General features: G+C 58.6%; 11 protein-coding genes. 7 read left to right on the top strand and 4 right to left on the bottom strand.

Translation table 11 applies throughout. From position 1 onward, the window contains the following. Positions 1 to 157 precede the first annotated feature (157 nt). Positions 158 to 1,177 (bottom strand): IS5 family transposase, encoded by a 1,020-nt coding sequence (locus ACMLHG_RS04160; protein ID WP_417169660.1) that lies wholly within the window; start codon positions 1,175 to 1,177, stop codon positions 158 to 160. A 458-nt stretch (positions 1,178 to 1,635) separates the two neighbouring features. Here ACMLHG_RS04160 and ACMLHG_RS04155 point away from each other — a divergent pair, with 458 nt between their 5' ends. Both ACMLHG_RS04155 and ACMLHG_RS04150 read left to right on the top strand, forming a co-directional pair. Beyond that, positions 1,636 to 2,469, top strand: coding sequence for a helix-turn-helix domain-containing protein (locus tag ACMLHG_RS04155; RefSeq protein ID WP_417169659.1), 834 nt, complete (start codon positions 1,636 to 1,638; stop codon positions 2,467 to 2,469). Positions 2,470 to 2,793: 324 nt separating this feature from the next. After that, the gene (locus ACMLHG_RS04150) at positions 2,794 to 4,608 is read left to right on the top strand and encodes a chloride channel protein (RefSeq protein WP_295806974.1); all 1,815 of its coding nucleotides are present in this window, start codon (positions 2,794 to 2,796) and stop codon (positions 4,606 to 4,608) included. Here ACMLHG_RS04150 and queC read toward each other — a convergent pair. Next, the gene (queC, locus tag ACMLHG_RS04145) at positions 4,605 to 5,288 is read right to left on the bottom strand and encodes a 7-cyano-7-deazaguanine synthase QueC (protein WP_417169658.1); all 684 of its coding nucleotides are present in this window, start codon (positions 5,286 to 5,288) and stop codon (positions 4,605 to 4,607) included. The two genes, ACMLHG_RS04150 and queC, sit on opposite strands and share 4 nt — an antisense overlap. A 404-nt stretch (positions 5,289 to 5,692) precedes the next feature. On the opposite strand from queC, the gene ACMLHG_RS04140 reads away from it, so the two are divergent. The 3 genes from ACMLHG_RS04140 to ACMLHG_RS04130 are packed head-to-tail and all read left to right on the top strand — an operon-like array spanning position 5,693 to position 7,703. Continuing rightward, entirely contained in the window at positions 5,693 to 6,319 is a 627-nt protein-coding gene (locus tag ACMLHG_RS04140; RefSeq protein WP_294434100.1) for a 3'-5' exonuclease, read from the top strand. A 3-nt stretch (positions 6,320 to 6,322) separates the two neighbouring features. Further along, complete coding sequence (gene rnhA, locus ACMLHG_RS04135; RefSeq protein WP_417169662.1) at positions 6,323 to 6,781, top strand: ribonuclease HI; 459 nt, start codon at positions 6,323 to 6,325, stop codon at positions 6,779 to 6,781. Between the two features lie 43 nt (positions 6,782 to 6,824). Next, positions 6,825 to 7,703 carry an amidohydrolase family protein gene (locus ACMLHG_RS04130; RefSeq protein ID WP_417169657.1) on the top strand — a complete coding sequence of 293 codons (879 nt, stop codon included), beginning with the start codon at positions 6,825 to 6,827 and terminating at the stop codon, positions 7,701 to 7,703. A gap of 22 nt (positions 7,704 to 7,725) precedes the next feature. Here the strand turns inward: ACMLHG_RS04130 and ACMLHG_RS04125 are convergent, their stop codons facing one another. Beyond that, on the bottom strand, positions 7,726 to 8,934 hold the full coding sequence (locus tag ACMLHG_RS04125; protein ID WP_417169656.1) for a GNAT family N-acetyltransferase: 1,209 nt from the start codon (positions 8,932 to 8,934) through the stop codon (positions 7,726 to 7,728). A 200-nt stretch (positions 8,935 to 9,134) separates the two neighbouring features. Between ACMLHG_RS04125 and ACMLHG_RS04120 the strand changes: the two genes are divergently transcribed. Together ACMLHG_RS04120 and ACMLHG_RS04115 are read left to right on the top strand one after the other, a co-directional pair. After that, complete coding sequence (locus ACMLHG_RS04120; RefSeq protein ID WP_417169655.1) at positions 9,135 to 10,253, top strand: hypothetical protein; 1,119 nt, start codon at positions 9,135 to 9,137, stop codon at positions 10,251 to 10,253. A gap of 205 nt (positions 10,254 to 10,458) precedes the next feature. After that, a complete protein-coding gene (locus tag ACMLHG_RS04115; RefSeq protein WP_417169661.1) occupies positions 10,459 to 12,243 on the top strand; it encodes an ankyrin repeat domain-containing protein in 1,785 nt (594 codons plus the stop codon). A gap of 24 nt (positions 12,244 to 12,267) precedes the next feature. On the opposite strand, the gene ACMLHG_RS04110 is transcribed toward ACMLHG_RS04115, so the two are convergent. After that, positions 12,268 to 12,429: a hypothetical protein gene (locus tag ACMLHG_RS04110; RefSeq protein ID WP_417169654.1), complete on the bottom strand. Its 162-nt coding sequence runs from the start codon at positions 12,427 to 12,429 to the stop codon at positions 12,268 to 12,270. Between the last annotated feature and the right edge of the window lie 514 nt (positions 12,430 to 12,943).

Below are 12,943 nucleotides of genomic sequence, written 5' to 3'. Positions count from 1 at the left end.
TCAATAGTTTTTTGAAAGGAATTCCGTTTATTCATGTCTGAAAATCTCCGAATGGGATTTTTCAGAGTTGCCATTTAGTTTTCTGACTTCTCTTTTTCAAGTCTCCACGACCGAAAAAGCCGACGTTTTGTTTAATTTTTCTATAAAAACCTCCGTTTTATGCATTCTGCAGCATCAAAGTGCAGAATCTGTCCATGTTGTATGCGATGTTGCGTAATCCAAGTTTCACTTCTGCCATGCTGATTCCGATTGTTCGCAGAATTACATCTCCGGCTCGCTGGTGTATGGCTCCGAAGACATGTTCTATCCGCGAACGAATACGGGCTCTGGTAAGGTTTCCCCGCTTCTCCCGTGAGGTCAACTGATGTCCTTTACAACCTTTTCTTTGTAGGTGCGGACGGAATTTTCTCTGCTTCAGATCAGCCTCATGCTCTGCGGAACGATAAGCGCTGTCCGCATAAACATCCCGGCTGGTATTCTTTTCATCAAGAATGTCCTCAAACACTTTGCTGTCGTGAACAGCGGCATTCGTAATCTTGTAATCCCGGATGATCTTGTGCTGAACATCGACCTCAATATGATTCTTATAACCGAAATAATTCTTGCCTCGTTTCTGCGTCCAACGGGCATCCGTGTCTTTCTGACATTTCTTTGCGTCACTCCAGTTTTCAACTGGCGGATTTCCTGCCTTGATAGCCTCATTTTCTTCTCTGGTGTTACGCTGAGTCGGCACGCGAACAATTGTCGCATCAACGATTTGTCCCTTGCGAGCCACAAAACCGGATTCGGCAAGGAAGGCATTGAACTTGTCAAACAGTTTCCGGGTGAGTTTATGTTCTTCCAGTTTTGAGCGGAACAGCCAAATCGTTTTTGCATCCGGAACGCGACTGTCGAGGTCAAGTCCGAGAAAACGCATAAAGCTCAAGCGATCCATGATCTGATATTCCATCTCATCATCGCTCAAATTATACAGAGATTGCAGAATCAGAATCTTGAACATCATCACGACATCGAACGGTCTGCGTCCGGCATTGCTTTTGCGTTCATGATCGTATATGACCTCAAGTTCTCCGCGAAAATCTTCCCACGGGACAAGTCTTTTCAGATTCGGCAGTATATCACCGTTCTCCGTCAGATACTCCAGACGATTGTATATATCAAAAAGTCCGTTCAGCATGTGCGCCTCCAATATTGTTCATAACTGTATATACTCCGAGGTTCCTTTTTTTGCCAGCCGTATCTCAATTTATCCTTGAATAAATAGAGGTACCCTGATATATTATATTTATATTAAATGTATATTTAACAAGTGGTCCTCACTAAAAGTTCTATCAGAGTAAAACATCTTGTCCGCCGGAAGCTGCAGCTTTCATGCATCGCTGAATTCTTATTCATGGTCGCTCCTGTTGTTTGTGCAGAAAATACTCTCTCTGCAATTTTTTTTGATTCGCGGGATCGTTTCTTTATAAATATTATACACCAACTTTCCGGAAAAAGGAACATTGAAATCCGCAAAAATATGTTTATAATAAACAAAAACATGTTTATAATATTGCAATTGTCAGAAAAAAGGGTATTTTATGCAATATGGGAATTCAATATCACATAAAACATGACTCGGGAGAGACCGAAGTCGTGGCCGGCCGCCAGGCGAATACGTGGCTCGAGCCGTATCACAGTACATATCCCCTCTGGCCCGCAATGGCGCAGGACGGTGTGTTTGACAAGGACTTTTCCTGCCGTCACATCAATTACCCGCACTACGCCTTTGAATTTGTACTGGAGGGGGAATTGCGGGTGGTCAAAGGCGATACTTCGCTGCTTCTGACGGCCGGCGAAGCGACCGTGCTGGTCGCCGGCAATGACTCTTCGCTGCAGACCGGAAAGTGCGGTTTCTGTCACAAAGCCAGCTGCACCTTCACGGGAGAACTGGTTCACGCAATCTTCTCCGCTTTTCGTTTGATCGAGCCGGAAAAAATCCTCATTGAAAACACCGAAGAAATTCTTGTGCAGATCCGCAAATTAATTCCGCTGTTGAAAAACAGGGTCCCCGGTTCGGAGCCGGAGATCTGCGGCATCGGATACCAGCTGCTCAACCTGATAGCGCGTTCCGTGCCGCATGGGGAATCTTTGCTTTTCGAGCGTGCCCGGCGTTTTCTCACCCTCAATATTGCGGGAGAAGAGGATATTTCCGATATTGTCCGGCGCCTTAACACGACTGCCGGCACACTGGAACGCTTGTTCCGCAGCCATCTCGGGACGACGCCCCGCGCCTATCTGACCGGTCTGAGAATGCAAACCGCCGCGGAACTTCTGCGAAACAGCACGCTGCGCATCGGCCAAATTGCGGAACGGGTCGGCTACGGCGATCCGCTGGCGTTTTCGCATGCATTCCGGCGTGTCCACGGTACATCGCCGCGCGCATTCCGGAAAAGCCAGCAGACGCTTCCGCCGGCACGAGACGCATGACGGAGGCTCGTGCCGGGTTCGAAAACTTCGTCGAAGGACTGTTGCGGACGACTGGCGTCTTGCAAACAGGCACAGGGCACATGCGGAGAATGACTCTTGCCCCGGTGCCATGTATGCGCCGCCCGCCCGGGAAGCGTGAGCGGCGCCCCGGTTTTATCGACCGGTTATTCCGTTTCGAAAATGAGAAGCGGATACGGTAGTAGCCGACTTGGCTGTTCTGATGTTGCTGGTGGACGTCCCCTCGCTCCAGGAATTTTCCGCCGGAACTGGCATTGAAGGCTCTTTTGTGGTATATTATAGGATTCACGGTAACACAGGAGAGCGATGAAAAAATTTCTGCTCCGGCTTCATCGCCGGTTCATTCTGCGGGCTGTCCGGTTCTGGCAGACCCGCTGGGGCGAGCGGAGCCTCATCATTCTGCTGGCAATTCTGATCGGCGGCGCCGCCGCGTTTGCTGCCGCTCTGCTCCATACGCTGGTGACCCGGCTCGAAGCGTTCGGCATCTGGCTCGCCGGTACTCCGCATGACAACCACGGCCTCGGCTGGCTCGGCATTCTCCTTGTTCTGCCGCTGGCGGGTATGCTGCTCTCCTTCCTCGTTCAGCGCTATCTGGGCGGACCGCGATATGCGAAAAGTCTGAGTCCGCTCATCCTCGCACTGAACCGGCGGCGGACCGGCATCCCGGTGGTCGAACTCTTCAACCATATGCTCTCGAGCGCCCTTTCGGTCGGCCTCGGCGGCTCCGCCGGATTGGAGGCCCCTAGCGTCCTCACCGGCGCCGCCATCGGCGCGAACAGCGCCGGATTTCTCCACATCGACCGCCGCCACCGCAGTCTGCTGGTCGGTTGCGGTTCCGCCGCCGCCATCTCCGCCATCTTCGACAGCCCCATCGCCGGGGTCCTGTTCGCCGCCGAGGTGCTGCTGCCGGAGTTCAGTGTATCGGCGCTGATTCCGATGATCATGTCCAGCGCGGTCGCCACGGTGGTGTCGCGCCAGATCATCGGCGACAACCAGTTCTTCCTCGCGATCAATGCCCCGTGGCAGGCGAACGCCATCCCCTGCTACTTCCTCTGCGGCATTTTCTGCGCACTGGTCGGCGTCTACGTCATCAAGGCCGCTTACTTCACCTCCGCCCAGCTCAAGAGCCGCTTCCGCAATCCGTGGCTGCGGCTCTTTGCCGGCGGCAGTGTGCTCTGCCTCATCCTGCTGATGTTCCCGCTGCTGCGCGGGCAGGGGTACCTCTACATTGAGAAGCTCTTCACCGGCGATATGGCGGGGCTGGTCGCCTCCGCTCCGCTGCTCGGCTGGATTCCTTCTCAGTCTGCATTGCTGGTGATTCTGGTCGCGGTGGTGATTCTTGGCAAGGTGATCGCCTCGGTGCTGACGGTGGATGCCGGCGGCGACGGCGGCATCTTCGCGCCGTCGATGTTCATCGGCGCCTTCACCGGATTCGCCTTCGCGCGGCTGGTCAACCTGACCGGCGTGATTCAGTTGCAGGAGTACAACTTCGTCGCGGTCGGCATGTGCGGCGTCTTCACCGCGGTGATGCGCGCGCCGCTGACAGGAATCTTCCTCATCGCCGAAGTGACCGGCGGTTACATTCTGCTGGTGCCGTTGATGATCGTCTCGTCGGTGTCGTGGTTCGTGGCGCGCTTCTTCGAGCCGAACTCCATCTACCGGAAGGCGCTGGTGGAAAACAACCTGCTCGACGACGACCGCGACCGCACCATGCTGCGCCGGCTGCCGGTGCGGCTGCTGTTGTCGCGCGACTACCACGTGCTCAAACTCAACGATCCGCTGCAGAAGGTGACCGGGCTGGTCGAGCGGACTCCGGAGGAGATTTTCCCGGTGCTCGACGACAACGGCAAGCTGATCGGGGTGGTCCATCTGGAGAAGATCCTTGCGGTGATGCTCAACCCCAAGGTGTACAGCCTCCTGGTGGTGTTTGACCTGATGGAGCCGCCGCTCGGAATCGTCTCGCCCGACGACGATCTCGCCTGGGCGATGGCGAACTTCGAAAAACACAATCTCGCCTATCTGCCGGTCTGCGACGCCTCCGGAACCTTCCACGGATTCATCGCCAAGGCCTCGATTTTCAACCGGTACCGGCGGATGGTGCGTGAGAGCGACAGTTTTTAATTGCTGCTGTAACGGGTCGGATCGGGGACGCCCGCTTCACGAAATCCGGCGATCCGAAGCGCACAGCTCGCGCATTTGCCGCAGGAGCGCCCTTCTGCATCCGGATTGTAGCAGCTGGTGGTCAAGGCGTAGTCCACGCCGAGCGCGGTGCCGCGCCGGATGATTTCCGCCTTGCTCAAATTCTGGAGCGGAGCGTTGATCGAATAGCGCCACCCTTCGTCGACGGCGCAGGTGCCGAGGCGGGCGGTTTCGGCGAAGGACTCGATGAACTTCGGCCGGCAGTCCGGATAGCCCGAATAGTCCACGCTGTTGACGCCGATGAAGATGTCGCGTGCGCCGAGCACCTCCGCCCACGCGGTGGCGAAGGAGAGGAAGATCAGATTCCGGGCGGGCACGTAGGTGATCGGAATTCCCTTCGACTCCTCCGCGTCCGGCACCGGAATCGCGTCGTCGGTCAGCGCCGAGCCGCCCCAGAGCCGGAGGTCGATCCGGACCGTGTGGTGGAGCGCCGCGCCGAGACTGCGGGCGACGTTTGCGGCCGCAGTCAACTCACAGCGGTGGCGCTGTCCGTAATCGAAGCTCAATGCGTAACAGGAGAATCCCTCCGCCCTGGCGATCGCCAGCACGGTGGCGGAGTCGAGTCCGCCGCTCAACAAAACAACTGCCCGTTTTTCCGACATGATATAAAATTCCTGCAATACCCAGTAGATGAAACAGCGGAAACGACCGCTCAAATTGCACAGAAGCGGCAATCCGTACTCCCTATAATATATCGTTTGCGGCTGGAAAGTTCAATCGGGAAACATGCGAAAATCGCCGATGCATTCCTCTCGGCGACTTTCTCCGGGGCGCAAAAAATTTATCAAACACCATTGAAAATCAAAGAGACGATACGACATCAACAATGGTGGAAAACTGGTGGGAGACGATGGATGTTTCGTTTCCGGGGGAACCTGCCGACGGGATCGTTTCGAGCCAGTGTGTCCAGCCTGATTCATCCGGTGGAAATTCCTCGTTTCAGCTCTGGTTCCCAATGGAAAAAAACGCTCCTTTGCGGTATATTATCGGCGAAGGAGTATGAAATATGGTCGTCGCACTGGATTTTGAAACCGCCAACGCCGATCCCGGCAGCATCTGCGCGGTGGGGCTGACGTTTCTCGGGGAGGACGGGCAGCTGTGTTCCCGCGGGACGCTGGTGCGGCCGCCGCGCGCATGCAACTGGTTCAGCAGCTTCAACATCGCGGTTCACCACATCACCCCGGCGATGGTGCGCGAGGCCCCCGAATGGGGAGATCTCTGGCCGAAGCTCGCGCCCCGGCTGGAGGGGGCGACGATCCTTGCCCATAACGCGGCGTTCGATATCGGCGTGCTCCGGAGAGGGCTGGAACTGTACGGATTCGACTATCCGACGCTCGACTTTTTCTGCACCTGCAAGAGCGCCCGCCGGGTGTGGCCGGAGCTGCCCAACCACCGGCTCGACACGGTGGCGGCGCACATCGGCCACCGCTTTCTCCACCACGACGCGCGGGAGGACGCCGAAGCGGCGGCACGGGCGTTTCTCGCCATGTTGCGGGAGCGGAACTGCTCGAACTGCGCGGAACTGGCCGAATCGGTCGGAATCCGTCTCGGCCGCCTCTACCCCGGCGGCTGGGAGCCTTGCAACGTGATTCCACGCCGGAGACGCGCCGCGCAACATGCGAAACAGGAATGAGAGATCGTGAAGCAGATTGAAATTTACACCGACGGCGCCTGCCGGGGGAATCCCGGTCCGGGCGGATACGGCGCGGTGCTCAAATACCGGCGGCACCGGAAGGAGATTTCCGGAGGGTTCCGGGAGACGACCAACAACCGGATGGAGATCTTCGCCGCGATCGCCGCGCTGGAGCAGCTGATCGAACCGTGCGAGATCACCCTCTATTCGGATTCCCGCTATCTCGTGGACGCCGTCTCAAAGCGGTGGCTCGCCAACTGGAAGCGCCGGGGCTGGATCAAGGCCGACAAACAGCCGGTGTTGAACGTCGATCTCTGGCGGCGGCTGGAGGCGGCGATGGTGCCGCACCGGCTGAAGTTCGTCTGGGTGCGCGGGCACGCCTCGAATGCGGAGAACAACCGGTGCGACGAACTGGCGGTCGCCGCCGCGACCCGGGGGAACCTCCCCGAGGACCCGCGGTGACGGCTGTGCGCCGAAGGCGTGCAAAGAGAAGGAGCTGATTGCCATGAAAATCATCGATGTGCACATTCATTTCACCGACCACGAGGGATTCCGGGAGACGGCGTGGAAGGCCGGACACGAGAACTCCGCGGAACATCTGCGCCGGGAGTTCGAGCGGCTGGGAATCGTCATGGCGGTGGCGATGGGGGCCGGGCGCGGCGGCGACGTCGACGGATTGAGCGTGCCGCGGGCGGTCGATCTCGGCGGCCCGTTTGACCCGGTCCGCTACGGACAGCCGGAGTTCATCGCCTTCTGCTGCGGGGTGGAGAGCCGGACGCTGACGCCGGAGAACGCCCGCCGTTCCGCGGCGCTCTTCGAACCGATGCTGCAGATGAAGCAGTGCGTCGGCATCAAGCTCTACCCCGGCTACAACCGCTGTTATCTCGCGGACCCGATTCACCATCCGTTCTACGAACTTGCGGAGAAGTACGATGTGCCGGTGGTGATCCATACCGGCGACACCGCTTCGTCGAATGGAATTCTCAAGTACGCCCATCCGCTGACGGTGGATGAGGTCGCGGTGGAGTTCCCGCGGGTGCGGTTCGTGATGGCGCACTACGGCAATCCGTGGATCGTCGACGCGACCGAAGTGGCGGCGAAGAATCCGAATGTCTTCATCGACCTCTCCGGGCTGGCGGTCGGGAAGTTTGAGCCGCGGGAGTTTTTCGATCACTACCGCGGCTACCTCGAGCACATCCGGACCTGGATCGCCTACCTCTCCGACTACGGCAAACTGATGTACGGCTCGGACTGGCCGCTGGTCAATCTGGAGAACTACATCGAGGTGGTGAAGAGCCTGATTCCGGCGGACCACCACGACGAAGTGTTCTATCAGAACGCGCTGCGGGTGTTTTCAAAACTGGTCCCGCTGCTGCCCCGCTGACTCGGCCGGCCGTTCCGCCGGGTCAGATGTAGTCGGAGATGTAGGCTTTCTCCTTGATGATCAATCGCTCCAGCAGGTTCAGCGTTTCCGGGTCGGTTTTGATCCTTCCCTTCCGGAACAGGCTGGAGGGGGATTTGTAGCTGAGCAGCAGCGCGGTCAGGGTGCCGATGTCCAGCTCGACCGGCCGGCTGGATTCTCCGGGGGCGGCGCTGACCGAACCGTCGGAATCGATCCGCACCGTGAACGGCTGATTGTTCCATTCCAGAAACGGATCCCGCACCCGCAGGGTGAACTCCTCGCCGCCCTGGAAGTTCGTGAAACGGTACTGCTCCATGAACTGCACCACATCGACAATCCGGCCCATGATGTAGGGGCGGATCGTCTCCCGGATGTCGCTGTCCTCCAGCCAGAAGGCGATGGACTCGTTGGAGTAGTTGTTGCCGACGACCTCGTCAACCATGGATTCATGAGCGCTGATGTATTTCCACAACCCCATCCACGCATTGGTGTCGAGATAGATCATCTCTTTGATGTGCATGACGTTGTCTTTGATGAAATAGACCATGTATCCGGTCGGCGCGGCGTTGTCGTCGTAGTAGATGGCGATGGTGGTGTCTTCGATATCCCAGCGCCAGTACTCCTCCCACGCAAGTTCGTTGCGCAGCAGACAGCCGTGCGTCTGGGCGGCGAAGATGTTGTGGAGCCGCTTGAGATCAGGATGGTTGGTCTCGACACGGCGGACCCAGCCGCCGGCACGGATTTTGTGCGGCAGCTGACTGTCCTTGATCCGGAAGGACATCTTATCCGAAATGATCTCCCACCCCCGGTGGCGGTAGAGCGGAATCGAGAAGGGGTAGAGAATGGCCAGGCATTCGCCGAGTTCCCGCATCTCCTCGAGACTGTGCCGCATCAGGACGGACATCAATCCGAGCCCGGTATATTCCGGATAGGTGGCGACGCTGGTGATGAATCCGACCCGGCAGATCCGGTTGAAGATGTTCATTTTAAGCGGATAAACCGCGAACTGCGACGCCAGTTTCCCCTGATCGAACCAGCCGACGACGCGCGCCTTTTCCAGCACCGGCAGCTTGGACTGGCGGATGTCTTCATTCTCCCAGCCGTAATCCAGAAGCTGCTTCTCGGTCACCTGAAAGGCGTAGCGCAGCAGGTCGTTGTACTGTTCGAGGTCATTCCCCGCGGTCAGTTTTCTGAGCTGCATTTCCGTTGTCATATCAAACCTCCTCACTCTTCCCGAACCGGAGTCTGAGAAGTAGTACTATATCATAGCCGTTCCGGAATGTCAAGCGAAGCGAATCCGGCAAAATATTTCCGGCAGAGGGTTGAAATATTTCCGGTGCGACGGTATACTACAGGCGGGGGAGGGAATCCCCGGCGGAACAGCCTGTATCGGCGCAAACGTGTGGAGGCCCCATGAAACGGATTGTCCTGATTGCCGCGGCCGCCGTCCTGGCGGCGGAAGTTTTCGTTCCGGCTGTGTACGCAAAGGAGGAGGAAAGCAGTTCCCCGGGCGAGAAGCTGGAGACCTACCATCGGAATCCGGCGCCGGAGTCGATTCCCGCCCTGCTGCGCGAAATCGATGCGGCTGCGCTCAATCAGCACGCATACCCCCCCATCGCCGGCTTCTTCTTCGAACTCTGCCGCGCCAATCCCGACCGGGTGGCGGGGTGGCTCGACATCGTCGGAACATTCCGGAATCCTCTGCTGAAGAGATATCTGCTTCCTGTCGCTTCCGCCGCCGTTCCCGCGCAGGCGGAGAAGGTGCGTTCGCTGTTCGGCCCGGAACTGCCGGCGCGGCTGCCCTCAATGGAGGAGATCAGGAAGCTCGCTACCGTCGATCCCGATTTTGCCTGGGGAGCGTACTTCGCCTCCGGGAAGGAGGAGTATGTCTTCGATGTCCTGAATCTCGCCCTCTCCCGAATTCCGAAAGGGAAGAAAGAGAACATCAACCTTACCGCCTTTGCCGCCCACTGGTCGCTGCTCGCACTGAGTCAGAAGTATCCCGAGGTGGAGACGATTCTCCGGAACCGCTTCCGCAGCGCGCCGGAGGAGGAACTTTGCAACTTCTTCCGCAGCGTCGATGTGCCGATGCGGCGGCGCTTTCTCTCGGAGGAACAGCTTGCGCAACTTCCGCCGCCGGAGGAGAATCCGCTTCCGGAGAGAAACAACCCCTTCGCCGGAATCTACCGCAACTGGAAGAACCGCAAGACCAGCGCCGAGGAGACCCAGGCCCGGGTCGATGCCTACGAACAGCTGTTTCTGGAGGAGTTCCCGACAGGCGATCATGCCGATATCTGCACCTTCTTCGACTACTACTACCGCGGCAACCTGCCGCCGCTCAAGCCGGAGGAGGTGGAGTCCACCCCTCGCACCACCCCCTGGGCGGAGGCGGCGCGCATCACCCGGCTTTACCGTTCCAGCCAGTTCGACGCGGCGCGGAAGGCGCTGTCTCAGCTGCCCCGGATTTTGCCGGGGTCGTTTCTGGGCCGGGTTCTTCTGCTGCAGTTCTGCCGGAGCGGCTGGGGGGGATAACACGCCGGAATTCGAGCGTTACGGCCGCCGGATTGTCTCGGAGATCGAAGCGGCCGTATTTTCCGGCAAGTGGCGCGGCAGGTGCTGCTACCAGTGGTTCTACAATCACCTCTCCCGTGAGAGCAGCTGCGGTTCCCGTTACTGGGGCGAGCTGGAAAATCGCCTGAAACCCTTCGGCGACAAGATCGACCCCTGGTTCCGCGAAATGGTGCAGGGGCGCGCCGCCATCGCCTGGGCGTGGGAGAGCCGCGGCGGCGGCTGGGCCAACACCGTGACGGAGGAGGGGTGGAAGGGCTTTCACAAGAATCTGCGCGCGGCCCGGGAGCATTTTCACGCCGCGCTGAAGCTCCATCCGGAGCGGGTGAATCCCTACATTCAGCTGATCTCTGTGGAGATGGGCGAATCCAATCAGGAGGCGATGATCGACGCATTCAGAAAACTGGTCTGGTACGACCCGGAAAACAGCGCGGGATTCAGCAATATCCTCTGGGGAATTCTGCCGCGCTGGGGCGGTTCGCACGAGTTGATCCGACAGCTCGCCATCGAGGCGATGGACTGCCCCCGGCGGGAACTGGCGATTCCGGCGATGGGCTACCAGTGTCTCGCCGAGATCGCCTGGGGCTACCCCGGCATCGGCTGGCAGAACGTCTATCTCAATCCGGAGATCCGGAAGCGTTCCAACCGGCTGTTCGACGAGTACGGCAAACGGGCGGCGGGCACCTCCGGGTGGAACAACTTCCTCTTCCACCGCTTCAGCCGCGAGATGGCGGAGTTGCGTTACGATGACGCCGCCGCCACGTTGAAGGAGTATGGCGGGGCGAAGAAATTCGCCAAGAGCGGCCGCTGGCAGTGGCGTCCTTTTTTTGCCGAAGAGATCGGTACGCCCTGGTTCGACGACCAGATGCTGCGGTTGAAACTCTTCACCGGGAAATTCGCCGAACCGCTGCGCGCGCTGGAGCGCCGCCTGCTCGCCCGGCAGGCGGATGCGGAAACCTTCCGGAAGCTGGCGGAGATCATCCGTGAGAAGTCGCTTTCTGTTGAGGAGCGGGAGTTTCTGATCGATTTTTACGCCCGCTGGCGGCTGAATCGTTCCCCGCAGGAGTACTGCGGCAACAGGGGGAAGATTCTGAGCGCGTTTGCGGTCGCTGGCAAATCTGACCGGCCGGATGTGGCGATGGAGATGGTCCGTTTCGGCTACCGTTTCGCGGCGCATGAGAACTATCCGGGCGAGTTCGCCTACAACATTGTGCAGGACGGGAAAAATCCCCGGTTGCTTCAGGTGCTTCATGAGGCGGGGGATCCGTTGAACCGGCCCGATCCGGAGTACGGGTATGCGCCGCTCCACGTCGCCGCCCGGTTCGGCAATGCCGAGATGGTCGAAGCGCTGCTCAAACTGGGAGTTCCCATCGAGCAGAAGAACCGCAGCGGTCACACCGCGCTTCACCTCGCCGCAACCTGGAAGCAGAGAAAGGCGATCCGGATGCTGTTGAAGTACGGCGCCGATCCCAATCTGGGGGACAACGACGGCGACGTCTGCCTTATGTACCTGCCGCAGGTGCGTGCGCCGCTGGCGGTCTACCAGATCTTCACGGAATATCCGGGCATCGATCTCAATCGGCAGAACCACGGAGGGGAGACGGCACTGCATTTCATGGCGCGCAGCGGCACGCCGGTGTCGATCGTCCGCCATCTGATCGAGCGTGGAGCGAAGAGCGACTTGCGCGATCACGGCGGCAGAACCGTTCTCGATGTGGCGGAGCAGAACAACCACCGGAACCTGGTCGCATACCTGACCGGCATCGGAGCAAAGCGCGGGAGCGAACTCCCGCCGCCGCCGGCTCCCGTCGTCGCGCCCGGCTCTGCGGCCGCCGGAAGAGCTTCCTTCGGACTGCGGCCGGAATACCTTTACGGGGTTGCGGGCGGATTGCTGTTCATCGCGCTTCTGGGAAGCCTCTGGAAACGCCGCCGGAACAGAGCACGCGGTGAATGAGTTTTCCCGCGTGCCGCATTCCGGTTACAGCTGCATCATTTCGCACCAGAAACGCCAGCCGTCACTGCCGGAGGCGACCCGGCCGACGAAACGGTTGATACCCTTTTGCAACCGGAGCGTCAGCAGAATTTCCTGCGGTAGAGTAGATGGTGAAATCCCCGCACCGGTCCTGTTCCCGGAGTTCATAGCGGCTGCCGTCCTCCTGCACGGCGAGGCCTGGAGTGCGAGCCGGAGTTCATAACTGTCCGGCCCGGGGACGGTCGGCGTGGATTTCGCCCCTGATGCAATCGGAACCGGAAGAGCGGGGAAATCGGGGTGCCTCTCCGGCCTCCCTGCGAAGTGGAGGAGCACAGCGCCTGACAAGTGAATTTCAGAAGAAGAGGCCGGGCAATCATCATTCAGACATATCCTTGTACTTTACTGAAAAAATTCTGCTTCTTGGATTATACCTGAATTGGAACCCGCCTCCAGGCGAATATGACTGTTTTTAATGCAAAAAATTCACTGCCGTCCCATACATCTTTGAAATTGTCATTTTTGTCCTCCTGTTTGAGCTTGCGTTGATTGTTTTTTTAAATTACCCATTTCCGGTTTTTCCTTTTCGTTGAGTTGGATTATAGTTGTGCGAATCCTGGTAAATATGCCTGTTCCGGAGCGCCTCGCATACGGACAGAGTCAGATGCTGTCCCACAACATCTGA

This window comes from Victivallis sp. (assembly GCF_048170485.1).
GTDB lineage: Bacteria > Verrucomicrobiota > Lentisphaeria > Victivallales > Victivallaceae > Victivallis.
This window is presented reverse-complemented; position numbering and strand designations above follow the sequence as displayed.